At 34.6% G+C, this 24,663-nt stretch carries 29 protein-coding genes and 1 riboswitch; of the genes, 9 read left to right on the forward strand and 20 right to left on the reverse strand.

Annotation, left to right across the window (positions count from 1 at the left end):
- Nucleotides 1-85 precede the first annotated feature (85 nt).
- Nucleotides 86-667 (reverse strand): TetR/AcrR family transcriptional regulator, encoded by a 582-nt coding sequence (locus tag BAQ44_RS28875; protein ID WP_071725203.1) that lies wholly within the window; start codon nucleotides 665-667, stop codon nucleotides 86-88.
- Nucleotides 668-891: 224 nt separating this feature from the next.
- Here BAQ44_RS28875 and BAQ44_RS28880 point away from each other — a divergent pair, with 224 nt between their 5' ends.
- Complete coding sequence (locus BAQ44_RS28880) at nucleotides 892-2,118, forward strand: MFS transporter (protein ID WP_071725205.1); 1,227 nt, start codon at nucleotides 892-894, stop codon at nucleotides 2,116-2,118.
- A 181-nt stretch (nucleotides 2,119-2,299) separates the two neighbouring features.
- Here the strand turns inward: BAQ44_RS28880 and BAQ44_RS28885 are convergent, their stop codons facing one another.
- Nucleotides 2,300-2,758 (reverse strand): hypothetical protein, encoded by a 459-nt coding sequence (locus BAQ44_RS28885; RefSeq protein WP_071725207.1) that lies wholly within the window; start codon nucleotides 2,756-2,758, stop codon nucleotides 2,300-2,302.
- Between the two features lie 346 nt (nucleotides 2,759-3,104).
- Here BAQ44_RS28885 and BAQ44_RS28890 point away from each other — a divergent pair, with 346 nt between their 5' ends.
- Nucleotides 3,105-3,812, forward strand: a complete 708-nt coding sequence (locus tag BAQ44_RS28890) for a DNA alkylation repair protein (RefSeq protein WP_071725209.1) — start codon at nucleotides 3,105-3,107, stop codon at nucleotides 3,810-3,812.
- Between the two features lie 98 nt (nucleotides 3,813-3,910).
- Here the strand turns inward: BAQ44_RS28890 and BAQ44_RS28895 are convergent, their stop codons facing one another.
- Nucleotides 3,911-4,243 carry a DUF3895 domain-containing protein gene (locus BAQ44_RS28895; protein ID WP_071725211.1) on the reverse strand — a complete coding sequence of 111 codons (333 nt, stop codon included), beginning with the start codon at nucleotides 4,241-4,243 and terminating at the stop codon, nucleotides 3,911-3,913.
- Between the two features lie 405 nt (nucleotides 4,244-4,648).
- Between BAQ44_RS28895 and BAQ44_RS28900 the strand changes: the two genes are divergently transcribed.
- Nucleotides 4,649-5,749 carry an S-layer homology domain-containing protein gene (locus BAQ44_RS28900; protein ID WP_071725213.1) on the forward strand — a complete coding sequence of 367 codons (1,101 nt, stop codon included), beginning with the start codon at nucleotides 4,649-4,651 and terminating at the stop codon, nucleotides 5,747-5,749.
- Nucleotides 5,750-5,859: 110 nt separating this feature from the next.
- Here BAQ44_RS28900 and BAQ44_RS28905 read toward each other — a convergent pair whose 3' ends face one another.
- Nucleotides 5,860-6,315, reverse strand: a complete 456-nt coding sequence (locus BAQ44_RS28905; protein ID WP_071725214.1) for a VOC family protein — start codon at nucleotides 6,313-6,315, stop codon at nucleotides 5,860-5,862.
- Nucleotides 6,316-6,649: 334 nt separating this feature from the next.
- On the opposite strand from BAQ44_RS28905, the gene BAQ44_RS28910 reads away from it, so the two are divergent.
- Nucleotides 6,650-7,060, forward strand: coding sequence for a DUF4279 domain-containing protein (locus BAQ44_RS28910; RefSeq protein ID WP_071725216.1), 411 nt, complete (start codon nucleotides 6,650-6,652; stop codon nucleotides 7,058-7,060).
- A gap of 100 nt (nucleotides 7,061-7,160) precedes the next feature.
- Here the strand turns inward: BAQ44_RS28910 and BAQ44_RS28915 are convergent, their stop codons facing one another.
- From BAQ44_RS28915 to phaZ, 4 genes are all read right to left on the reverse strand, one after another.
- Complete coding sequence (locus BAQ44_RS28915) at nucleotides 7,161-7,361, reverse strand: NETI motif-containing protein (RefSeq protein ID WP_000166305.1); 201 nt, start codon at nucleotides 7,359-7,361, stop codon at nucleotides 7,161-7,163.
- Entirely contained in the window at nucleotides 7,345-8,541 is a 1,197-nt protein-coding gene (locus BAQ44_RS28920) for an MFS transporter (RefSeq protein ID WP_071725218.1), read from the reverse strand. The genes BAQ44_RS28915 and BAQ44_RS28920 overlap by 17 nt, the downstream gene beginning before the upstream one ends.
- 113 nt (nucleotides 8,542-8,654) lie before the next feature.
- The gene (locus BAQ44_RS28925; protein ID WP_071725220.1) at nucleotides 8,655-8,888 is read right to left on the reverse strand and encodes a hypothetical protein; all 234 of its coding nucleotides are present in this window, start codon (nucleotides 8,886-8,888) and stop codon (nucleotides 8,655-8,657) included.
- Between the two features lie 72 nt (nucleotides 8,889-8,960).
- Nucleotides 8,961-9,872 (reverse strand): intracellular short-chain-length polyhydroxyalkanoate depolymerase, encoded by a 912-nt coding sequence (gene phaZ, locus BAQ44_RS28930; protein WP_116758433.1) that lies wholly within the window; start codon nucleotides 9,870-9,872, stop codon nucleotides 8,961-8,963.
- Nucleotides 9,873-10,046: 174 nt separating this feature from the next.
- Between phaZ and BAQ44_RS28935 the strand changes: the two genes are divergently transcribed.
- From BAQ44_RS28935 to BAQ44_RS28945, 3 genes are all read left to right on the forward strand, one after another.
- Nucleotides 10,047-10,463: a MarR family winged helix-turn-helix transcriptional regulator gene (locus BAQ44_RS28935; protein WP_071725225.1), complete on the forward strand. Its 417-nt coding sequence runs from the start codon at nucleotides 10,047-10,049 to the stop codon at nucleotides 10,461-10,463.
- A gap of 15 nt (nucleotides 10,464-10,478) precedes the next feature.
- Nucleotides 10,479-11,678: an MFS transporter gene (locus BAQ44_RS28940; protein WP_061679220.1), complete on the forward strand. Its 1,200-nt coding sequence runs from the start codon at nucleotides 10,479-10,481 to the stop codon at nucleotides 11,676-11,678.
- A 100-nt stretch (nucleotides 11,679-11,778) separates the two neighbouring features.
- Nucleotides 11,779-13,035, forward strand: coding sequence for a serine hydrolase domain-containing protein (locus BAQ44_RS28945; protein WP_071725227.1), 1,257 nt, complete (start codon nucleotides 11,779-11,781; stop codon nucleotides 13,033-13,035).
- A gap of 195 nt (nucleotides 13,036-13,230) precedes the next feature.
- Here the strand turns inward: BAQ44_RS28945 and BAQ44_RS28950 are convergent, their stop codons facing one another.
- The 4 genes from BAQ44_RS28950 to alo all read right to left on the reverse strand — a co-directional run bounded on the left by BAQ44_RS28950 (nucleotide 13,231) and on the right by alo (nucleotide 16,369).
- A complete protein-coding gene (locus BAQ44_RS28950; protein ID WP_071725229.1) occupies nucleotides 13,231-13,659 on the reverse strand; it encodes a YvaD family protein in 429 nt (142 codons plus the stop codon).
- A complete protein-coding gene (locus BAQ44_RS28955) occupies nucleotides 13,656-14,018 on the reverse strand; it encodes a DMT family transporter (RefSeq protein WP_071725231.1) in 363 nt (120 codons plus the stop codon). Before BAQ44_RS28955 ends, BAQ44_RS28950 begins: the two co-directional genes overlap by 4 nt.
- Before the next feature lie 14 nt (nucleotides 14,019-14,032).
- Nucleotides 14,033-14,590 carry a TetR/AcrR family transcriptional regulator gene (locus tag BAQ44_RS28960; RefSeq protein ID WP_071725234.1) on the reverse strand — a complete coding sequence of 186 codons (558 nt, stop codon included), beginning with the start codon at nucleotides 14,588-14,590 and terminating at the stop codon, nucleotides 14,033-14,035.
- A 240-nt stretch (nucleotides 14,591-14,830) separates the two neighbouring features.
- Complete coding sequence (alo, locus tag BAQ44_RS28965) at nucleotides 14,831-16,369, reverse strand: anthrolysin O/cereolysin O family cholesterol-dependent cytolysin Alo (RefSeq protein WP_071725236.1); 1,539 nt, start codon at nucleotides 16,367-16,369, stop codon at nucleotides 14,831-14,833.
- A gap of 407 nt (nucleotides 16,370-16,776) precedes the next feature.
- On the opposite strand from alo, the gene BAQ44_RS28970 reads away from it, so the two are divergent.
- Nucleotides 16,777-18,123, forward strand: coding sequence for a short-chain fatty acid transporter (locus BAQ44_RS28970; RefSeq protein WP_000490004.1), 1,347 nt, complete (start codon nucleotides 16,777-16,779; stop codon nucleotides 18,121-18,123).
- A 40-nt stretch (nucleotides 18,124-18,163) separates the two neighbouring features.
- On the opposite strand, the gene BAQ44_RS28975 is transcribed toward BAQ44_RS28970, so the two are convergent.
- The 4 genes from BAQ44_RS28975 to BAQ44_RS28990 all read right to left on the reverse strand — a co-directional run bounded on the left by BAQ44_RS28975 (nucleotide 18,164) and on the right by BAQ44_RS28990 (nucleotide 20,074).
- Nucleotides 18,164-18,517 (reverse strand): group-specific protein, encoded by a 354-nt coding sequence (locus tag BAQ44_RS28975; protein WP_071725238.1) that lies wholly within the window; start codon nucleotides 18,515-18,517, stop codon nucleotides 18,164-18,166.
- Nucleotides 18,514-19,089, reverse strand: a complete 576-nt coding sequence (locus BAQ44_RS28980; protein WP_071725240.1) for an NAD(P)H-dependent oxidoreductase — start codon at nucleotides 19,087-19,089, stop codon at nucleotides 18,514-18,516. Before BAQ44_RS28980 ends, BAQ44_RS28975 begins: the two co-directional genes overlap by 4 nt.
- Before the next feature lie 23 nt (nucleotides 19,090-19,112).
- Nucleotides 19,113-19,502, reverse strand: a complete 390-nt coding sequence (locus BAQ44_RS28985; RefSeq protein ID WP_071725242.1) for an SWIM zinc finger family protein — start codon at nucleotides 19,500-19,502, stop codon at nucleotides 19,113-19,115.
- Between the two features lie 254 nt (nucleotides 19,503-19,756).
- Complete coding sequence (locus BAQ44_RS28990; RefSeq protein WP_071725244.1) at nucleotides 19,757-20,074, reverse strand: hypothetical protein; 318 nt, start codon at nucleotides 20,072-20,074, stop codon at nucleotides 19,757-19,759.
- A gap of 40 nt (nucleotides 20,075-20,114) precedes the next feature.
- Nucleotides 20,115-20,213, reverse strand: a riboswitch (SAM riboswitch).
- Between the two features lie 122 nt (nucleotides 20,214-20,335).
- Here BAQ44_RS28990 and BAQ44_RS28995 point away from each other — a divergent pair.
- Entirely contained in the window at nucleotides 20,336-20,527 is a 192-nt protein-coding gene (locus BAQ44_RS28995) for a hypothetical protein (RefSeq protein WP_000545003.1), read from the forward strand.
- 32 nt (nucleotides 20,528-20,559) lie between these two features.
- Here BAQ44_RS28995 and BAQ44_RS29000 read toward each other — a convergent pair whose 3' ends face one another.
- From BAQ44_RS29000 to BAQ44_RS29015, 4 genes are all read right to left on the reverse strand, one after another.
- The gene (locus BAQ44_RS29000) at nucleotides 20,560-21,282 is read right to left on the reverse strand and encodes a YwiC-like family protein (RefSeq protein ID WP_071725246.1); all 723 of its coding nucleotides are present in this window, start codon (nucleotides 21,280-21,282) and stop codon (nucleotides 20,560-20,562) included.
- A 184-nt stretch (nucleotides 21,283-21,466) separates the two neighbouring features.
- Entirely contained in the window at nucleotides 21,467-22,168 is a 702-nt protein-coding gene (locus tag BAQ44_RS29005) for an ECF transporter S component (RefSeq protein ID WP_071725248.1), read from the reverse strand.
- Nucleotides 22,141-23,802, reverse strand: a complete 1,662-nt coding sequence (locus BAQ44_RS29010) for an ABC transporter ATP-binding protein (RefSeq protein WP_211274105.1) — start codon at nucleotides 23,800-23,802, stop codon at nucleotides 22,141-22,143. The genes BAQ44_RS29005 and BAQ44_RS29010 overlap by 28 nt, the downstream gene beginning before the upstream one ends.
- A complete protein-coding gene (locus BAQ44_RS29015; protein ID WP_071725251.1) occupies nucleotides 23,775-24,653 on the reverse strand; it encodes an energy-coupling factor transporter transmembrane component T in 879 nt (292 codons plus the stop codon). Before BAQ44_RS29015 ends, BAQ44_RS29010 begins: the two co-directional genes overlap by 28 nt.
- Nucleotides 24,654-24,663 lie beyond the last annotated feature (10 nt).

Below are 24,663 nucleotides of genomic sequence, written 5' to 3' on the forward strand. Positions count from 1 at the left end.
ATAATTATAACAAGTCGATTGCTTATGTTAATAAGGAATCAACTTTCTTATTATCTAATTTGCTGATTAACACCTCACCCAAAGATCATTTTACTAACGACACTATTATAGATACCGAATTATCTATAACAGAGCGTTCTGGACGTGATTTCATTAACACTGTTAATCCAATTAAGGACGTGACTAATGTTTGCGCTAATGCTTTAGCGTTCAAATCATTTTGTAGTTCTCCTGATTGAATTCCCTTCGTAATTAATTCTTGAAAAATAACTGTAAGATACATTTGATGTTCTCTAGTCAGTACTTCAAATTTTTCATTATGAGGAGCAAGTTCAACCATTGTGTTAATACAAAAACAACCTTTACTAAACTCTTTTTTATATTCCTCTTCCACCATATTTTCAAAAAACGTCCGAATAGCTTCTTTTACAGATTGTTCGTTTTGAAGTTTTGTTCGTATATTAGCCGCATGTAAATTTGTGTATCTCCTTAATGCCGCTTCAAATAAACCCTCTTTATCACCAAAGGCTGAATATAAACTCGGCTTTTGTATTTCCATTTTAGCAGTTAAATCGCTTAATGAAGTAGCTGCGTATCCCTTCTCCCAAAAAAGTTGCATAGCAGCATCTAAAGCTTTTTCTTCATCAAATTCACGTAGTCGTGCCATTTAAAACCATCTCCTTTCTACAACTGATTATTAAAATTATACATCACTATTTATGTACCAATCGGTATATTATATATCGTATTAGATTATAAACGACATGTCAAAAAATCATAATTAACTCAAAATAAACTTGACATATATATTTATTCGAGATTATATTTTACTTACAAATAACATACCGTTCGGTATGTTATTTGTAAGTAATGCAAAAAGGAGCTGATTTTATGAATAGTAAAGAAAAAATGATGACCATTCGAAAACATACTCAGATACATTCACCTGTTCATGCAACGATGTCTCGCTATATGACTCTATTATTCGCAATAGCTTGCGGGATGGCTGTAGCAAATATATACTTCGCTCATCCACTACTTGATTCTTTATCAAATGAATTTAAGATTAGTCATTCAACTATCGGTATCGTAATTACTATTACTCAAGTTTGTTATGCAATCGGATTACTTTTATTAGTTCCACTTGGTGACTTATTAAACCAAAAGAAAATAATAATTGTCCAAATGCTATTATCTGTTTTCGCTTTAATTATAATCGGATGCGCTTCCTCAAGCACCATACTTTTTATAGGTATTGCCTTAGTAGGAATTCTTGCAACTGTTACGCAAACACTCGTCGCATATGCATCAATTTTAGCTAAACCATCAGAACGTGGACGCATAGTAGGTTCCGTTACAAGTGGCGTTGTAATAGGTATTCTCCTTGCTCGTACATTTGCAGGCATATTAACGGATTTAGCTGGATGGCGGTCCGTTTATCTCACCTCTGCTATCCTTTTACTCTGCGTAACTTTTTTGTTACACCGAAATTTACCTACTCTTGAACATAACAAAGTGACAACTCTATCTTACCGAAAATTAATATACTCTGTTTTCTTATTATTTGTGGAAGAACGGCTCTTACGCATTCGCGGAATATTAGCATTGCTTATTTTCACTTCATTCAGTATTTTATGGACTTCTTTAGTATTACCTCTAAGTGCTACACCACATAACCTTTCGCATACAGCTATTGGTGCGTTCGGTCTTGCTGGAGTGGCGGGTGCATTAGCTGCTACTAAAGCTGGACAATTAGCTGATAAAGGATTAGGACAAAGAACAACTGGCATCGCCTTATCATTATTAATACTCTCATGGCTCCTAATTAAATCTATTAACCACTCTCTATTATTACTAGTTTTCGGCATTATCCTTCTAGATTTAGCCGTGCAAGCTGTACATGTCACCAATCAAAGTATGCTGTTCACAGTGCGTCCCGAAGTAAGAAGTCGACTCACTGCCAGTTACATGATTTTTTATTCTATCGGTAGTGCAACAGGTGCAATTCTTTCAACAAATACGTATGCAAAATATGGTTGGGATGGAGTATGCATATTAGGTCTATCTGTTAGTGCTTGTGCTCTTTTATTTTGGATAATAACCTTACGGCGATCATAACAGCTGAAAGAGGAATAATTCATTTATGGTTACGTATTTTGCTACAAGACTATAGAATAGCATGTACCTTTTAAAATAAATCAACTGCATTTTCATATTAAAAATGCAGTTGATTCCAAGCTTTTATGTATGCGGTTTATCATTTTATGATAATAGATCCTATACTCGCGAAATACATCTATTACAAATTCCCTTTAACATTTTCGACGATCTCATTTATCGTATTTCGATCAAACTTATCACTAATTTCGTATGACTCACGATCTCCTACTAATTGTACGCCTACAATATCATTGCGATCCTTACCATATTGCACTTCAATAATGGATCCACGCTCTATTTGTTTCCAAACGAGACTTGCTTCATCTTTATTATCTAAAATAATACAGTCCTCAATATTTTCATCAATTCCTATTAACTTGTTGTCATCTATAAATCCAATCTCGTATTGTTGACGTTCTTTCGCTTTGCTGCTTACTAATATACCTTTGCTACCATATGAATAATCCATATAGTCTTTTTTCTCAGATTGCACCGCTTTCGTCTCTTGTGCTTTAGTTTTTTCAGCATTCCCACAACCCATAATTAAACTGACTGGCATCACCGTAATTAGTACCACTCTAGTAAATTTCTTTATCATTTATAAGCAACTCCTCATACTTACATTTAAATTCCATTTATCCCCTTACCAAATAATAACATGATAATACCGAGAAGGAGCCAAAGATATCATCCCCTCATCCCAAAAATCTATGTAAAAAGCTATATCTCTGTATTTTCTTCCCGTTTACTTTCATATAATACCCTCACAATTATAAAAAGCTAGACTTTCAAAATAACTAACTGAGTTATCGATAAATTACAGAAAGTAGACATCCTACTCACTTAAGATTTAAAATTAAGAAGTATGATAGACATGATAAAAAACATAGGCTAGATACTTACAATTAAAATGGTCTTTATATTAAGAAAGGAAGTGCACAGCAATGGATTTTAAAACAGTTATGCAAGAGCTTGAGGCCCTTGGTAAAGAAAGAACAAAAAAAATATACATATCTAATGGCGCACACGAGCCAGTTTTCGGCGTAGCCACAGGTGCGATGAAACCAATCGCTAAAAAAATTAAATTAAATCAAGAATTAGCTGAAGAACTTTATGCGACAGGTAACTACGATGCTATGTACTTTGCAGGCATTATTGCGGATCCAAAAGCTATGAGTGAATCTGATTTTAATCGCTGGATGGATGGGGCGTATTTTTATATGCTATCTGATTATGTAGTAGCAGTAACTTTATCGGAGTCAGATATTGCACAAGATGTTGCTGATACATGGATTGCAAGTAGGGACGAGCTTAGAATGTCCGCTGGCTGGAGTTGCTACTGTTGGCTTTTAGGAAATCGCAAAGACAACGAATTTGTCGAAAGCAAAATTGCCGCTATGCTTGAAATGGTAAAAAATACGATTCATGATTCGCCAGAACGAACAAAATCCGCTATGAATAATTTCCTAAATACGGTAGCAATTTCATATGTACCACTCCACGAACAGGCAGTCGAAATCGCAAAAGAAGTTGGTATAGTTGAAATAAAACGCGAAAATAAAAAGAGCAGTTTGCTAGATGCTACAGAAAGTATTCAGAAAGAACTTGATAGAGGAAGACTTGGTTTCAAACGTAAGTATGTTAGATGTTAAATGATCAAAAAGGTGTCAATCTAAGCAAGATTGACACCTTTTTGATCAGAAAAACGAATGAGCTCCCCCTGGAAATTATTCATCCCCTCTTGTACACCTTATCCGTTAAACATTTCTTCATTCAATTTATAAACCCTATCTCTTTTCTCATCACTTTTGACAAAAATAAACTTTCCTTCTTTAACAAAACCTTCTAATAGTAAGCATACTTCTCCATATGCTTTAGGCTTATTCGTTGTGAATCTTTCATCTGATATTTTTCCAGATCGTATTAATTGTTCGCATAGCTCAAGAGCACTTATTTCTTCAGAATCCACTAATTCCAGTATATCTTTTTGCAATGGCGATAAAGGTACTGGTATATCAGCTACCTCCACCTTTGCTGGTTTGTTTTCTTCTTCAAATAAATCTTCAAATGAAATTTGATTCATTACTTCTATTCCCTTCTAACGATTGATTTGTATAACATGAACTGAATCCTATAGCGTAGTTATTGTTATGTATTACTTACCTTTTTACATAAATCTCAAACTCATGTACATCGTTTCATATAGTATGTTTTCATTATACCAAATATACGTTCTGTCTTCTATCGTAGATTGAAAAAAGGCGTGTTTTATTGTTCACAAATAGCGAAAAGGAGTTTATATGCTTTTGTTGAATTGATTTATAAATAAGATGATTAAGTTTCATGCAGGTTAGAAAAATAGACATTTATTCCATAGAAATTTATGGTAAATATTCATTAATTACATGTTATAATCACGATGTAAACATTAAATTATATTAAATGTTTAGGTTATTCAATTCGTTTCATATAACAAGGGGGTTCACAAATGGGCAGAAAAACAAGTAAAGTTAAAAAGTTTTTTGGCTTCGTACTAACCGCAGCACTAGCAACTACAACGATGGTAGGCACAGTAAATGCAGAAACAACTACGAAAACAAACGTTAATGAAAAAAACTATACGGTAGTTAGCAATAATGACACTGTATTTACAGATGTACCAAAAGACCACTGGTCAAAAGTTGCTATTGATTACTTAGCGTCAGCAGGGATTTATAAGGGATATGGAAATGGAAAATTTGGTTTTGGAGACAATGTTACTAGAGGACAGGTAGCTTCTTTAGTCAATCGACATTTAGGTTTAAAAGCAGACGATAAACAGGGAAATATGTTTAGTGATATTACAAATCATATGTTTGAAAAGGATATTAAAGCCATTGCGCAAGCTGGAATTATGGTAGGTAATGGCACAGGTACATTTCGTCCAGATGATGTATTAACTCGGTATGAGATGGCAGAAGTATTACAAAAAGCATTTCATTTAGAATTAAAAGGACAAGGTAACTTTAAAGATGTACCAAAAGGTCATTGGGCCTATGAATCTGTAAATGCAGTGCGTAGTAACCGTATAGCACAAGGTGACGAGTCAGGTATTTTTAATGGAAATATGATTGTGAAGCGTGAGCAGTATGCGCAATTTTTATATAATGCAATAGCAAAGAACAGATCTTATAATTTCAACATCAATTCAAAAGAAGAATTAAAACAAATGTTAACAACAGCTTTACAGAATGGGACGTTTGGTCCATTTACATTAAATACATTGCGTAAAGATATATCCGAAGTAAAAAAAGAATTTGGTGTACCTGATGTTTTGAAGCAAGCACCTTGTACAGAATGTGATGCACCTAATATAGCGGTATACGGAGATTATTATATTGATATGTACCCTTCGGACGCAAGATATATATGGGTGAAAATGGATATCCCTATCCACGAATTAAAAGAATGGTTTGGTGAACCCGATTTAATCGGAGAAGATATGACTAGTGAAGGCTTTATATATAAACGAGGAAGCTATTCTCTTTATTTCAGCTTCTCTGATGGTTATATTCAACGCGCTGAAATATCTAAAACTGAAGATCGTTAATACGCTACAAGCCATATAAAGTATAAAAAATCCTTCAAGAACGCCCATATTCTTGAGGGATTTTATTTTGTTCCTATCTAATAAAGCCCTCCAATTAAAGTTTCACTTTATTATTCTTGGTGCTCAGCATCCCATTCACTTAAATAAGTAGCATATTCTAATTCATCTGGATCATCATATAACATAGAAATAAACTCTAATTTATTTCCATCACAATCTAGAAAATATACACTTGCAGCTGGCATCCATCTTTGAACAATTGGCTCTCGATTTCCTTTCCCTTGACTCCCTACTACCTCTATTCCACGCTTCTCTAACCACAATTTAGAAGTCTTTAAAAACTCTAAATCTACACGAAAAGCGAAGTGTTTCGTCTCAAATTCTTCATTCGTATGTACTTCCCATAATCCGAGCATTTGATCTTTACTTTCTCCTACCCAAAAGAATGCAACTCGTCTTTTCGAGTGTTTTTTTGCAACTGTTAAGCCTAACTTATTTTGATAGAAATCTATCGCATTCTCTAAATTTCTTACATGTAAATGAGTTTCATATATGCTTTTTATCATTATATATTCCCCCCTACATTCTGATTTTTAAAAAATTGTTTTATTTTTATCATACAAATTAATATATTTTTAAACATCCTACTTTTGTATAATCTTTCTTTTCTACAAAAGTATAGGTATCAGCTTTAACTAATGCCCCAACGCTGGAATTCAATACAATGAAACTAGTGAGCTTTTATGAAAAATTGGCTCTCACCTACTTTTCTCCCATTAGAAGCTTTGCTGCCCACAAATAGCAGGATAAAAATCCTATTTACATTTATAAATTTTTATAATGTAATAAGATTAACATCTTTTTAATAGAGGAGGAACCATTCTGGATAAAACCAAAGTTATGGCTTATTTTAGTGCAACGGGTGATATATTCCCCCTTGAAGCAATTACTGAAGCCCTAAGTATCGAGCCTACAAGAACTTATAAAAAAGGAGATGTTGTTGCAAGACGTGATAATCCGAATCTTGTATTCACCAAAACCCTATATAGAAAAGAGACGGATTGGACTTTAAGCACTGGATACCAAGAGTCCTACGATATAAATAATCAGTTGCATGTTATTCTAAAATCACTTGAAGAGAAAACAGAACAATTAAAACAGCTTAAGAAGAAATATGATTTAGAATTTCTTTTTATGGTAGTGATTCAAGTGGAGAATAACGAATCACCCGCAATGTATTTACAAAAAGAGATTATTAATTTTGCTAGTTCCATTCAAGCAGAAATTCATTTTGATCTATATATTTGTTAAAAATAAAAACGCTATTGATATTGGAATCAACAGCGTTTATTATGTGACTATATGTTTTACCTTGCTTGTACCCAAAAGCAATTTCTTTTTATATAACTTCTTACTTCAATTTCCCCTCAAATACAATCTTTCTACCGCACGGTTCAACTTCTGTTTTGCCGTTTTTCTTCACTTCATGAAAGATTGGCTCTTCCATGCGACGTGATGGTGCATAGCCTTCTTGTTCCATACGTGCTAAGCAGTCTGTAATTGTTTCATTTTCGAGTACTTCAAATTTCTTTTTATTAGGTTGTTTTGTCATGCCCTAACCTACTTTCTATTTTTCTTGATGCGAATTGATTCTTCATGTAGACCATATATACCATTGCGAGAATTCCCATTATAATCATAACCGCAATAAAAAAGCTTGTATACTGTATTTTTTCTATAAATACGCCTCCTAATACAGGTCCCATAATACTTCCTAAACTAAAGGCGATTCCAGATAATATATTACCCGCTGGTAGTAAATGTCTCGGTAATAAATCTGTCATAAATCCAAGACCTAATGAGAAGCACGATCCAATGACCATACCAGCTAACAGCATACAGGCAAAGACGATCCAGTAATATTGATCAAATACTGCTGCGAGCAGGAAAATACCCGTACTTACGCTGAACGTCCACGTTAAAATACGATCTCTTCCGTATTTATCACTTAATATCCCGAGTGGGATTTGTGTAATAATGCCCCCAACCGCAAACGCTGGTAATAAGAAGGATACATCTGAAACAGACCATCCTTTACGAAGCGCGTATACTGGTAAGTTACTATTTAACATTGCTTCCAGTACGCCGTATGCAAGCGGTCCTAGTAACGCAATCCATCCTAATCCAACAACTTGTTTATAACGAGAAAATGATGATTCGCTCTTCACTTCTCTTTCATCTTGCGCTGGGAATGCATTTTTCGTTGGCAGTAGTAAAAGCCAACCTATTAAGCAAAGTATAGTAGATATAATAAATGGTGTTGCAAGACCGTACTGCACAGTGCTTGCTAAATACGGGCCAACGGCAAAACCAATTCCGAAGAATACACCGTATATCGACACTTGTCTACCAATTTTACTTGGGTCTGATGTTGTCGTAATCCATGTTTGTGTTCCGACATGAAGCATATGGTCTCCGACTCCAACTAGAAATCTAAGAATAAACCATACCCAAAATGAAAAAGTTTGGGTAAAAAAGAATAATGATATAATAACGAGAAACCCACCAATAACGATAATTGGCTTCATTCCAAACTTTTGCATCGGCTTTTCAAGAAACGGTGAAATAGCTAATATCCCAATGTATAATGCTGTCGCATGAATACCGTTAATACTTGAACTAACCCCTTCTTGTTCAAAAATCATTGCAATGGCCGGTAATAGCATCCCTTGTGACAAACCTGAGATCGCTACAATTCCAACCATAATCCAAAAAGTAAAACGCATCGACATCCTCTTCCCTCTCCTTCTCGCACTTTCCCCTTTTCATTATAAACTGTTTCTTCAAATGCGTGTACGAATATTCACAATTAAAAAGAAGCTAAAAGAATGAATCTTTTAGCTTCTTACCCATCCCAAACTTGTGCTTTCACGTTGTTATGAAATTGCTTAAAATACGGATTTTTATAAAATGCAGTTCCGTATGCGTATTGCTGTGCGTTAGTAATTGGTGGCTGCGTATGTTGCATTTGTAAAGGAACTACAACTGGTGAAACTTGCATATACAGCGGATCTATCACCATTTTTGTATATGCATGATGATTATATGGCGAATACGCGACTAAAAATGGGTGATGCATTGACATTCTCCCCTTTTGCATACAAATGTTATAGTATATGCAAGACTTTTAGTTTCGGGGATTATTTCTATTCTATTCTAACCAATCCTCAACATGTTTTATAAATACATCTAAGCAATCTATAAACGGTGAGTGTCCGCAATCTTCTAATATCTTCAACTCTGCATTTGGTAAATGTTTTGCTAATTCCTCACCGACTACTTGCGGTACGACGTAATCTCTGTCACCTTGTATGACGAGTGTTGGAGCTTTAATATGATGAATTTGCTTATTTCCCTCTACAACCCCGTTATGTTCATCCGAAATATTAAATGTAATGAGCGCATAATTCACATCTACGAAATTACGCTGCGTTAACATATCGTCTAAATACTTTTCATAACGATCCGGTTCAGGTTGATTATGTGTATATATTAATAGATTCCATACTGTACGGTAATATAATTTATTCATATTTCTTATCGCATCTAGCACTGGAACAATTTGTACGGGATCTTGTGCAACCTCTTCTTTCGTCTTTACTAAACTTGATACGATTGGCTGCCCGTTTATATCTTTTTTAAAAATTGGATATCCCTTCATGCCCACTGATTCTACTAAAATTAACTTTTCGACAAACGTTGGATAATTCGCTGTAAATTGCATCGCAACGCCACCGCCCATTGACCATCCCATTAATGAAAATTTCTCTAGTTTTAATTGATCGATAAATAGTTTTACGTCTTCTGCAAAGTCTTGTAATGAATCTATCGATTGATTATATGTTGATTGGCCAAATCCTCTTAAATCAAGAGCGTAAATATGGTATTGATCTTGCAACTTTTCAATAACTAAATCCCAGTGTTGTGACGATGTCATGTTCCCGTGAATGAGTACAAGAATTTCTGTATTTTGCCTTCCAACTTCCTGATACGCAATCGTTTCTCCGTTCGATAGTGAAACAAACTCCATTGTTGCAGGCTTAATCATCACAAGTTCCCCCATTCTTTTTAATAGAAAGAAAATTCTTTACTTACTTAAAGAATAACATGCAGAATGTATGTTCTCAACATAAAACCTATACGAAATTTTTACATAAATCAACATGTCTATTACTAGACAATTATAATAAAAAAGTATATAGTTAGCTAGGTAACTAATTTGAAAGGATCTAACTATATGGACGAAAAACAACATTTTTTTCACATTGTCAGCCAGACTTCTCGAAAATTCACAAAGAAATTTAATGAACGCGTATCTCCAACTGGGCTATTTAGTGCACAATGGGCCGTTATTTTCCGCATTAATCAAACCGGTTCTTGCACACAAACAGAATTATGTCAGTATTTAAATGTTGAATCACCAACGATGACTCGTACGTTAACACGTATGGAGACGATGGGTTGGATTATTCGTACTGAAGGAAAAGATCGCCGTGAGAAGCTCATTTCGTTATCAGAAACAGCGATAAAAATGATTCCTATATGGCAAGAAGAAGTTGATACTTTTGAAGAAAAGACACTAGAAGGTATTAACGAAGATGAGTTACATCAAGCATTTCAAGTGTTACAACAAATCATTAAAAACTTAGATTAAATTGGAGGGATGACGATGCAAAGTGAGAAACTTTGGACGAAGGATTTCCTCGGAACTTGTTTTAGTAGTCTATTTCTCTTCTTAACATTTTATATGCTTATGACTACTTTACCTATCTATGTAATAGACGGCCTAAAAGGAAAACCTGAGGAAATTGGTTTAGTTGCAACTGTTTTTCTTATTTCATCTGTTTTATGTAGACCATTTACAGGAAAATGGCTTGATGAATTAGGAAGAAAGAAAATTTTATTTATTTCACTTTCATTATTTTTAGCTGCTACCGTTATGTATTTCGGTGCGCAAAGTTTATTTTTATTACTTGCCCTTCGCTTCTTACATGGTATTGGGTTCGGTATGGCAACAACAGCCACAGGAACAATTGTAACTGATGTTGCACCAGCTCATAGACGAGGCGAAGCACTTGCCTATTTCGGCGTATTCATGAGTTTGCCGATGGTAATTGGTCCTTTTTTAGGTTTAACAATTATTTCTCATTTTTCATTTACTGTACTATTTATCGTTTGTTCCGTATTTTCATTGCTTGCATTTTTATTAGGACTACTTGTAAATATTCCGCATGAAGTACCAGTGAGCAAACAAAAACGAGAAAAAATGAAATGGAAGGACTTAATTGAACCAGCCTCTATTCCGATCGCTCTGACAGGATTTGTTTTAGCCTTTTCTTATAGTGGTATTTTATCCTTTATTCCTATTTATGCGAAAGAGCTCGGTTTAGGAGAAGTTGCTAGTTACTTCTTTATTTTATACGCACTCGTTGTAGTAATTTCTCGTCCATTTACAGGAAAGATTTTCGATCGCTTCGGTGAAAATGTACTTGTTTACCCAGCTATCATTATTTTCACAATAGGGATGTTCATTTTAAGCCAAGCGCAAACTCCGTTTTGGTTCCTTGGTGCAGGTATGCTAATCGGTTTAGGTTATGGAACATTAATTCCAAGTTTCCAAACGATTGCGATCTCTGCCGCTGCAAACCATCGACGTGGTTCTGCGACAGCTACTTACTTCTCATTCTTTGATAGTGGTCTCGGTTTTGGTTCTTTCATTTTAGGTATCGTCGCAGCGAAATCAAGTTACCATAATATGTATTTCATCGCAGCTATTATCGTTGCATTCACTTTACTTCTCTATTATGGATTACACGGACGAAAACAAAAATTCAAGAAACAACATACAGACGGAAAAGTTTCCGCTTAACATGAATAAGGAAAGTAAACTTCCCCGTTTACTTTCCTTATTTTGTATTTCTTTCACTAGAAGCGTATACTTATAATAGAAATAAAAAGGAGGGACCCCTATGAAACTTAAAAAATCTCCCCTACTCTTACTCATAATCACATTTATATTTGTAATTACAGGGCTCGGTTTTACATACTTCAAACATAATAAAACAATCCCATCGAAAAATAACGTGACGAAGAAAAATTGGTTAGATGATCCTTACTTACGTTGGTCGTATACACATATGAAAGAATTCACTTTAATTAACGAGGTGAAAAATAACCCGGATCAAGTATCCCACTTCTCTACTGCATTACAAAACTTAGATGATTTTGCTGTAGAGCGTAGATTTGGAACGACTCCTCTAAAAAAACTTTTAGACGATAATAAAACGGATGCTTTTGTCATTGTACACAATGGACAACTTGTATATGAACGATATTTCAATGGGTATAAAGAGAGTGAACCTCATGGCATGGCGTCATTAGCGAAGGTCTTTACCGGGGCAATTATACAATCTCTTGCTGAAGAAAACCGTATTGACTTAGAAAAAACAGCTGACACATATATAAAAGAATTAAAAAATACACCGTTCGGTAATGCCACACTTCAGCAATTAATGGACATGCAAGTTTCTGTAGAATATCCTACTCACGGATATGAACATCCAGCGTTAGAAAATCAAGATGCACAACTATATTTAGCGAGCAATATTTTGCCTCGAGGTAAAAACTACGACGGCCCGATGAAAATTTATGATATGTTACGAGAAGTAGAAGAAACTGAACCGCCTGGTTCCGATTTTTCTTACGATAACGGATCAGCTGAAACACTCGCTTGGGTGATTCGAACGATCACTGGTAAATCATTAGCGGAAAATGTTAGCGAACGAATATGGTCTCAAATTGGTATGGAAGAAAGCGCATATTACGTTACAGATGAAACAAAAGTAGAACAAGCAAGCGCAGGCTTAAATGCAACTGCTAGAGATATGGCGAGATTCGGGCAATTACTATTAAACAACGGGGAATATAACGGAAAACAAATTCTCCCTTCTTCTATTTCTGAAGATATAAAAAATGTTCAAGAAGGTGAACTTGCAGTTGGCCCTGGAGCTTCCATTTCTTATCATAATCAATGGTGGATTCCGCACAATGAACAAGATGCTTTTGAAGTGTTAGGTAGTTACGGACAAACCCTTTACATCGATCCGACAGCAAATTTGATCATTGTCCACTTCTCTTCTAACGCTACACCAAGTAATGAAATCCATTCAGTTTACTCAAATATGTATATTGATATTGCACATCATTTAGAGAAGCTTCCACAGTAGTGGAAGCTTTTTCTTGTTGGGGAAATTCTCGAAACGTAAACTAACCCAATATAAATCATACAGGCCGATGCTGCTTCCTACATTAAGAAAACATCGGCTATCTTCATTTCGGAAATTGTTTTGACTTCTGTTGTATGGCTAGCGAAAAAACTGATTTAGAATTCGAATGTGCTTAAAAATCTTGTCTTTCTTGTATTAAATGAATTCTTTTCTTTCTTTTTTCATATTCGTCTCATAACATCCACACTCTCTCCAAACACTTTTTAAAAAGAAGCATGGGTAAACTAATAAATATAAATTAGGAATCCACCAAGAAATATCGAAATCTAAACGGATTGTCCAAAATGCTAGAGCTTGTAAGCCTGAACAAAAAGTTAAAATTAATGATAAGAATGCAAAGTGGCTCCAAATATGTTTTTGTTTAGAATGTAAATACAAACTTAAAAATCCCGTTAACGAGATTAACAAATCTAGAGGAAGAAAAGACCAATTCCATGCTACCAAAATAGGGTCTTCATAATCTTTAAACAAATACTCTTGTGGAATCATATGAAAAATTGTTATGAACCAATATATAACAAACCCAAAATCAGTAATAAGAAAAAAACACTTTAAACGATTCAATGTATACGTTCCTCCACCATTTCTTTTTTCTTCGCTTCATGTACCGTACTATTAAAATTTAAAATTACAACTCCAATTAAAATAAAAAGAATTGCTAGTATCTTAATTGCATTAATACTTTCTCCAAAATAAAAGAAGCCAATTATTGTAATCGTTACAATTCCCATACCTGACCAAACCGCATAGGCAACAGACATTTCCATCCCCTTTAATGCGAATGACAGAAATACAAAACTTACTACATAAAATACAAAAATAAGTATGCTTGGTACAAGTTCCGTTAATCCATCAGAGAGTTTCATCGCAGTTGTACCTGCTACTTCAAATAAAATTGCTAAGCATAAATAAATCCACTGCACTATTCTCCCACCTTCTACTCCGGATTAGAAATTCCATACAGCAATATGTCCATAATAGATTCAAGTATACTCCCTAATGTATAATCACTCTTTTCAATAAACATCGGATCATATATGCGATTCAGTGCTCCCAAATATATTTCAATAAAAAACGGAATTTGCATTTTTCTTATGCTTCCTTCTCTCATTCCCTTCTCTAATAAACCGATTACAGTAGACCAGCCTTCACGTAAAAACTGATCTAATTTTAACCATTGATTATAATGATGTTTTTTTAATTCTACTAATAAACGTGCATCCATGAATTTAAATTGTTGTGGAATGCAAATTAAGATGAGTCTTATTTTTTCAACTGTTTGTAACGTATCATCTTCAGCGATATTTTTTTCCTTTTCTTGAATACTTTCTATTACATGACGAATAACTTCATCTACTATCTCATCTTTTGAAGAGAAGTGCTCATAAATTGTCCTCTTACTCACAGCTAATTGTTTTGCTAAGTCACTTATTGTAAATGTAAACCCCTTCGTTTGAATTTGTTGACTTGTTTCTGTTACTATTCTTTGTTTCATAATCCGCCCCCTAAACCATTGGTACCAACTTAGTTTTTATGGTACCAACTCATTTTACAATATTTAACACATTTCGCACAACTGTTATTTTAAATTTTCTGTTTTTTAAATCGAAACAGGTAAAACATAAGAGCGATGAGATTCATACCTTCATATTCAACAATCAAATGAATGTATAGAAAGTATCAGTCACTAAGCACTACTAAAAAGCGCCCTATAAACAGGGCGCTTCACTCCAACCTAATGACTAATATTAGCGGTTGGGTATAATGTTGTTCCTCCAATTGAAACCTTTATTTCATTTGTTAACGGAACATTTTGTTCATTAATAATTGTTCTCCACCATTCCCATGCAAGACCTGTACATTCTCTTGCTACGATTTTTATATTTTTTGAATTTGGTGGAAGAGGGATTACTGTAGAGTAATGAGCTGTTTTGTCTTTGCCACTACCTTCCCATGTTTTATGTGTTAGTACTTCTTTCCCATTTTGATCAAATGTGAATTCATCCCAAGATACATCAAATTGAGCAACGTAAGCACCGTAATGATCGAGTGTCATTTTAGCACTTGAATATTCTGTAGTTGTCGTCTCGATATAATCTGTATTGTTATGAACAGCAGCAGTTGCATTATCTTTTAAGAACGTGCTTGTATATGAAATTGGGTATGCTGGATTTTTCAAACTTAATTCAGCATTATCTTTAATGATATTTCGGATTTCATTGAAATCTTTTGTAACAACCTTGTTATGCTCTTTTGCATCTCCGCCTAATACGACAGCAGTAAAGGTACTTTCTTCAAAAATATCTTTGTACTGTCCACTCGTTTCGACGCTGTTATTCTTAAGTAAAGCTTTAAAAGCAGCTTGTACATCTTTACTCTTAGATGTGGTTTCTAATTTTACATAAACCGTTCTACCATAAGCTACATTTGAGACCATAACAGGTGGAGCTGAATTACTTACTCCTTTACGATTTAGCTCATCAAAAGTAACACTATTATCAAATAGATCGGATGGATTGTTAGGTAGTTCAGCACTTACGGTATAGAATATTTGCTTATATGCCGCTACCATCACTTTTTTCTCTCCATTTGCAACCGCATTAAAATCGATGTTTAGACTGTTATCAAGATATTTAGCATTAACATTAAGAGCACTTGCGATTTGTGATTTACTATAAACCATAGATTCTGTATACTGCATTCTTGCAGGTAACGTATGTGTTGCGGAATACTTTTCATTCCAAGTAGATACTAAATCGTCTACTGCTCCAGCCACATTACCATATGTCGGGTTTTGGACAGTGATTGTATTTTCTTTTCTCATGCCAGGTAAGTCTATACTAATATTCAAAGGCTTTCTCTTAGCCACTAATAAACTCGGTTGATTGTCTGCAAAAGCTTTATTGGCAAGTTGTACAGCTCCTGGATACGTGCGATTCACTACAGAATCAATAATCGAAATATCAACTGGTGAAGTTGTAAGTGATTTTTTCTCGCGTTCCACTACTACAAATTTACCATTTGAATTGATACTTTCTTTCGGAACAAAACTCTCTACTTTATCACCATTTACAGCTAAAACCTCTTGATTATTATATGTAAGGCTTGCTATACCAGTATCAATGCCATTAGCATTTTTAGTTATGTCAGTTGCATTACCGGCTTGTGTTTCTGCGAAAGAAATAGATGAATAATTAAGAGTGCACAGACTAACTAATAAACATGCAAGGAACTTTCTTCTCTTGATATTTTTCTTATTATTCAGAAAAATCACCCCATTCTTTTTTAGTAAGATATAATAATAATTGATACATGATAGCTAACTAATAAACTTACATAAACGCTTTTAAAAGTTCTTGAACTAAAGGAATTACTCCACCTAAAAATTTTAAAACTGCCATTGCGATCTCCATATTACTTCCTCCTCTTTGCTGTATTAAGATGTGTTGTATATTTATGCTTTCATTATAATAAGCTTTTGCATTTGCATCAATTCATTTTTATATGCAATATTTCATATTGAGGAAAAGCAACTTTTTCTGTCAGGGTGATGATGGTACTACTCTTCTTGACAATATTTCAATCCCTCTAAAAAATATCAGAATTTTCTAATTCCAAAAGGTTATAAACGAAACAACCTCGAATAATTGTAATAAATATACATAAGGAGGTTGATCTATTTTGTTTCGTTCTTTTACAAATGGTTGCGTCGCCTTAGTGCAACGTTTCTTGCCAGAGCCGTTTATTTTATCATGTTTATTAACTGTTTTTGTTATTTTCTTCGGCATGTTTGCGACTCACCAAACACCTGTGGAAATGATTAATCATTGGGGTAATGGAATTTGGGGACTTCTCGCCTTTTCTATGCAAATGGCACTTGTACTCGTGACAGGATCTGCTTTAGCAAATGCTCCCCTCATTAAAAAAGGATTAACGAAAGCGGCAAAACTACCGAAAACGAATGGACAAGGTATTATTGCCATTTCAATCGTAAGTTTACTAGGGGCATACATAAACTGGGGATTTGGTATTGTTGTATCTGTTTTATATGCAAAAGAAGTGGCAAGGCAGCTTGAAGGATTAGATTATAGACTTGCAATTGCTTCTTCTTACTCTGGATTTCTCATTTGGCATGCAGGGCTTTCTGCTTCTATTCCTCTTACATTAGCAACTGGCGGAGAAACGTTAATTAAAACGACAGCTGGCAGTATTAAAGAAGCGATTCCAATAACAGAAACGCTATTCTCACCATACGCACTCGTTCCAGTTATTATTTTTCTCGTTACGATGCCTCTCATTAATAAAGCGATGCATCCAGATGAAAAACATACGATAACTGTAGATCCTAGCGTATTCCATGAAGAAGCTGCTGCTCAAGAAGTAGGAAACAATACATTTGCCGAAAAAATGGAAAATAGTATCATTATTACACTTTGCGTTGGATTGTTAGGTCTCATTTATATTTTCAATTACTTTTATACGAAAGGCTTTAACCTTACGCTAGACATCGTTATTTTTATGTTATTAATTGCTGGACTTATTTTCCACCGTACTCCGATTCAATATATTCGTGCCTTTTCAGACTCTACGAAAAGTGCTTCTGGTATTTTACTTCAATTTCCGTTTTATGCTGGAATTATGGGAATGATGATTGGAGCAAATAGTGAAGGACTTTCACTTGGAGGAGCTATTTCGAATTTCTTTATTAGCATTTCAAACGAAACGACTTTCCCGCTCTTCACTTTTTTAAGTGCTGGCATCGTTAATATTTTCGTTCCATCTGGTGGTGGTCAATGGGCTGTGCAAGCACCCATTATGATTCCAGCTGGCGCTGAACTTGGTGTACCCGCTGCAAAAACAGCAATGGCAATTGCGTGGGGCGATGCTTGGACGAATTTGATTCAACCATTCTGGGCATTACCGGCATTAGCGATAGCTGGTTTAGGTGCTCGTGATATTATGGGATTTTGCGTTGTTAACTTACTATATGCAGGATTTATCATTAGTCTATGTTTCCTATTTATTTAAACGAAAAGCTAGTTTTATACTAGCTTTTTTATATAATAAATCACTTATTTCCCACGCAATTTATTACGTCCTCCCACTCTATCTCCGTAAGATATAACGCCTCAAATGCAAAAAAGTCTTCACATACTTTTTCAATTAAATGTGGATTGTTTTTAAGGAAGTTCCACTGTAACGCTTTAGGAAGAAAATACGTTTCATATTCTTTACTTCCTCTTACTACCTCATCCACTTCTCTTTCACAAATCCCTCTTATTAAATAATCATTTCTTAATTGAATCTTCATTTGTTGAAACGTTTCACTACATTTCTTCAATTGAAGTAAGCAATTAATATATGTACGAAAAAGTTCGTTATCATACTGACAACAATTTATAATACGTTCCATTTCATTCATAACGTACGAGCCTTTTCTTCTATTTGTAATAACCACTTTTCCCGCTTCTCTACTTTACTCGTTTTCACAGATTGAAAAACTGACCGTTTTATATCGCGAATGCCGCAAAAACGTAACACACCTCTCTTCATCATAATCCAATCTGCTGATCGATATAATAGTGCGACGTACCATAATGGTGAATCTAACGTATTAATTACCCATGCCTTCTTACCTTTCAATAAGCCTTTCGGCAAAGCACCTTCATATTTATAAGCAAATCCAGCAACGAAAATGCGATCAATAAATCCTTTTAAAATAGCAGGCATCCCCCACCACCATACTGGATATATAAATAGAAACGTATCTGCTTCTTCCACTAACGTTCTGTACCGAGCTGTTTCTTCTTCATTTACTAAATCACGTCTTTTTTTCTCCTCATTAAATACAAGGACTGGATCAAATTGCTCCTTATATAAATCAAGTACCGTAACCGAATGATTAGTTTTTTGTAATCCTTTTTGCACATGCTTTAAAATCGCCGCGTTAAAACTGGAAGGACTAGGATGAGCGTATACAATTAGTACATTCACTACAAAACAGCTCCCTCTATAAGTTAAAGTTTCCCCTTCTTTAACATCTTCTCTACAATTTGCACGTTTTTCGAACTTTGTAATAAACGATTTAATACGGTAAGTAACTCTTCCTTGTCTAAATCTTTCAGTTTCTCTTTCACCGTACTCTCACCAGCACCTTGAATATCATAAACAACTGCGGCCATATGCTTGCAATAGTTTTCATATGGACATTCGCAGCTACTTTCTGTAAAATCTTCAAGATCAATAATTACTTCATAGTTTCCTGCATTTCCAGTAACGAAAGCAAATATTTTCTTGTCTTGTATTTCCACATCTTCTACATGTCCCTCTTCATAATATTCATACCCTTTATCCAAAATGTACTTAGGAATCCATTTCGTTATATCCTGTAATAAGTAAGCGTACATAACAACACCTCTTCCTTTAATTCCCTTTTGACTTCCATAACCCCTGCATGTTATTCTAATAACTGTCAAATAGCAAGTCTATATGACAAAACGACTGACACCTATTCGGCGGAGGTGTCTCTTTTCATTTGCAGCCGATATGAAGTGCCTCTTTCAGGCACATTCAATCTTTGACACTACACACTCAACACCATTCCCTTGTATCAGGCTGCTTAAGCAGTCTTTTACTCTACATACTTCAAAAAAAAGAGAGCTTAGCTCCCTTTTCTCGCCTTATAAAATACCCCTTTTTCAGTATAGAGATATTCATCAGCTAATGTAATTTTCCCATCCAGTTTTAGTTCATCTAATAGTCTTGATAAATAAAATTGATGTAACATCTTTTTCGTGAATTTTCCTTCATGATGCGAAACGATATGTTCTTGAATATCTAACAATGATATTGGCTTATTCTGCTCTATCATATATTCATAAACTGTACTACGCAGTTTTACGTATTTTTCGAGTGTCACAGTACTTCGCAACCCCTTTCTTCTTAATATAAATTTTCGTAATCGGTTTTTTTGCAACAAAAAAACCTCTCCGATAAGAAGAAGTTACGTATATATCTTCGTCTTATCTCCCAGAACAAATATGTTCTGCTGGAATTAGCACCTGCATCGCGGTTGCTGGGTTTCATCGGGCCAGTCCCTCCACCTCTCTGGATAAGAAAATATTCACTTAATTCTTACTATACGTAATTTCATTTTAATTGTCAAACAAATATAACAAATAATATTTTCTTCTTTACTGTTCATACTACACATATATGAATATGCAAGGAGGATTATGAAATGCATGAAAATGCTCGCGGATATGTCCAAAATTCTTTTCAATCATTACAAGAAGCAAAACATTGTTTAGAAGAAGCGCTACAAACTGTGGAAAAAGATTTTAATCGCGCACGTATTGAACAATCTCTTTATGCGATTGAACAAGCTATTCAACGCTGTGATTACACGGTTCACATTTTAGAACAAGATTGAAAAAACTTCCCATCATAAGGTGGGAAGTTTTTTCAAATGGCATACTTCATAATTATTACCGTTATAATTAAAAAATATACAGAATTAGCAATTTCTAAAATTCCTACTTTTATAATAGAAATCTTTTTGCCGTACAACATAATTGCCCGAATAACACTCGGTATAAAGATAAGAGAGCACCACGGATTCATAGCAAATACGATGATTGTTAATAGAATATGATACCCCCATGATATAAAACGATATTTCGGATTATTTTTCTCACGTATCATCGTTTTCACATAAAACGTACTTCCTAAAAAATATAAAAATGAAATAAGCGCAATAAATAGTGCTGTTTTATCTATAAGTTTCATTGAAAAATAATAACTAACTAAACCACCAATACAGAAAACAACAATCGCACTAATGTCATTTAGTAACGCTCTTTCATTTTTTTGACGAGCGTAATACATATTTACTATAAATAATGGAATCATTACTGCTACGAATAAAAGAATGCGCCATTCATATAATAGAGAAATCATCCCAAATACGAAAGCAATGATAAAATATACAATCGCTGCATGTAAATACTCTTTTTTTCGTCTTTGCTTTATGTACGTAAGAAATGGATATGTAGCTAAATAGATTAAGAACCAAGCTACAAACAATGGAATATGATACATAGTAGGTTTCCCAAGTATGACACTTAATAGAAATGGTATAACGAGCATGGCCCATGCACCGTGTTGCTTCGGAATAACTAACTTCATTAACTATACACCTCCCTTTTGAAAATAGTTCTCACCTACTATTATACAAATAATTTCATATAATAACGGACATATATTGAATCGATTTTTTGACAATAAAAAATGCTCCTTACAATATGTAAGAAGCATGAAAGAGGCAAACGAATATGTAAGTCGCGACCCTACCTTATATGAATATGCTTTTCTATGCCATGTTATGCTTATCTAATATGCCATATTTCTTTTTGAATCTCGTAAGAATCGTAATCCAAGACGTACTAAATAATAGTAAGAAAATAACATTCGAAATCGCATGGCTCAAATCGAAATAAAAACTTGCAATATAATATGAAACGACTGTTTCCCACGTTGCCTCACGTATAAAACCGAGAAGCCCCCAGAAGTTCATAATCCAGCCAAATAAAAATCCAACAAACAGTCCGTAGAGTAATCTTCCCCATAGCTTTTTCATTAAAAATGTATTCCGTAATAATCCAGCTATAAAACCAATCATTCCCCACGAAAACATTTGCCACGGCGTCCACGGACCTTGTCCTAAAAAGATGTTAGATACGATAGCTGCTGTTGCACCGATCATAAAACCAGTTTCACTTCCAAATACGATTGCAGAAACGATAATAACAAAAGAAGTCGGTTGTACACTTGGTAAAATAGAAAATGGTACTCTGCTTACTGCTGCAATTGCCGCTAACACAGCAACGAGAACAATTTCACGTGAAACAAACGCCTTTCTTTCAAAGCGGATATAAAACGGTAACATAATAACAACTAATAAAAACAAACTACTTAGCATGTAATAGCCATCCATGATAAGTGTAGTAAAGAGTAATGTGCCTATTATTACTGCAAAAATACATATTATGAATGCAACATATCGCTTGGACACGCTTCGTACACATCCTCCCACGTTAATGCATATGGCAACTCTTTTCGAATGAATCGATTGATAGATGTTGTATAAAAGAAATTACCACTAAAAAATTCTTTCGGTGCATCATTCATAATAACTGCTCCGTCAAATAACATCATACATTGATCAACGTATTTCGCTGCAAACTCAATATCATGCGTCGCCATTACAATAGTTGTACCTTCTTGTTGTAACTTCCTAAATAGCTCTCCTACTCTTTCTTTTTTCCACGGATCTAATCCCTTTGTCGGTTCATCCAGTAATAATAAAGTCGGCTTTGATAATAACGTAGTACATAACGCAAGTAATTGTTGCTCTCCCCCGCTACAATCATGTGGATGGCGTTCTTTAAGCGAGTACAACCAAAACTGTTTTAGCATATCTTCTGCTATTTCTTTTCCTTGTTCTCCGTATAACTCACGTGCACGTTCATACACCTCATCCCACACTGTATCAAATGTAAAATGATAATATGGATGCTGCGATACATACCCGATCCTTTTAAATCGTTCTTTCGAATCAATTTTATGTATCACTTTCCCATTCCACTTTACTTTCCCTCTTCTCGCTTTTTGTAATCCAGCTAAAATCGTTAACAGTGTAGACTTACCTGTACCATTTTTCCCAACGAGAGCTACCCATTTTCCTTTTTCAATCGATACAGTTAAATCTCGTAAAATAAGCGGACTATTTTTTTCATATTGGAACGAAATATGCTCTGCACTTAAAATGACTTCTCGCTTTTCATTTTGTGCTATTGGCTCATTCACATATGATATCGCTGACAAGTTATTCAGTTTCATTTGCGCTTCTCGCACTGTAAACGGAATATCTTTCGCATTCCACTCTAAAAACAATCTTGGAATTTGCGGAATAAATGGACGGAACTTTTCAACTTCCCACATGTTCGCTATAACCGTTTTAGGATTTCCATCATATACGATTCCGCCATTATTCATACAAATAACGCGCGTAGCAAGTGGTATCACTTCATCTAAACGATGTTCACTTAAAACGATCGTAATGCCAAGTTCTTCGTTTATACGTTTTAACAATCCTAAAAACTCTTTCGCTGCAATTGGATCTAATTGCGCCGTCGGTTCATCTAATAATAATAATTTCGGCTGCATAACTAATACCGCAGCTAAATTGACAAGCTGCTTTTGCCCACCAGATAACGTATGAACAGATTGATGCAATAAATCTTGAAATCCTAAGAAGCTAATAAGCTCTGCGATTCGCTTTTGAATAATATGTGATGGTAATCCGATATTTTCTAAAGAAAATGCTAATTCTTGAATGACTGTATCCATTACGAGCTGATTTTCTGGATTTTGAAATACCATGCCAATTTCTTGTGCAGATAATAAATCAGGTACTTCCTCTAATAAAACATCATCATAAAAAATTTCTCCTGAACGTGTACCGATTGGAAGTAATTCCTTTTTAAAATGTTTCAATAAAGTCGTCTTCCCAGATCCTGATCCTCCAGCAAGTGCAATAAACTCTCCTTTTTGAATAGAAAGAGAAATATGCTGTAACGCATATTCGTTTTCATCAGCATATACAAATGATAAATTTTTTATTTCTGCATGCGCCACCATACCCACTCACTTCCTTCCATTATAATTGGTAGACTAATAAACATCGTAAATATGACAAACATCATTCCATCGTATTGCTGAAATAAAATAGATTCGACTTTCGGATAAATGATTAACTTTCCTCCGCCATACGTACTACATACAATAGCAATGATAAGTAGAATACTTAAATAACTGAGCGTATACCAATCTCGCCTTTCCATTCTATACCGAATATATGTCGTACGCTTCGTCACACCAAACCCACGAGCTTGCATAGAATCTGCTGTTTGCAGCGCATCTTCTAATGAACAAATTAATAATACTTGCAATAATTGCATACCATTTTTCACCCGTTCCACAATGGAACCTGCATCTACTTGTACACCTTTCGTTTTTTGGACGAGTGTTATTTTCTGTAATCGCCTCATAAACAAAGGAACAAACCTCACCGTAATCATCGTTAACAATGCTACTTTCGGTGAAATTCTAGAAAACAAATATAAAAATTTATGACTCGAAATAATATCATTATACGAAGCAAACGTAAACATAATCGCAACTAATAATAACCCCATTACTACTCCATACATAATCGCCTCAAGCTTAATACGGCTATCACCTAACCAAAATAACGTAGTTCGGCCTCTATGTGTTAACAGCGAATTAAATAAAATGACCATAAAAAAGAAAACGATTGTGCTCGGTAACATCTTTCTTATCTTTTCGCTATTCCCTTGCATCACATTGATTATAACGATTAATAGTATTGCCCCAATTAAAAAAAGAGGATGAAGACACATCATACATAGTATCATCACCCCGATATAATAGAAAAAATTCACAAAAGGATGTAAAGAAGAAAAACTTATTTTCATAGTCCTTTAC

Source organism: Bacillus mobilis, from assembly GCF_001884045.1.
Classification (GTDB): Bacteria; Bacillota; Bacilli; order Bacillales; family Bacillaceae_G; genus Bacillus_A; species Bacillus_A mobilis.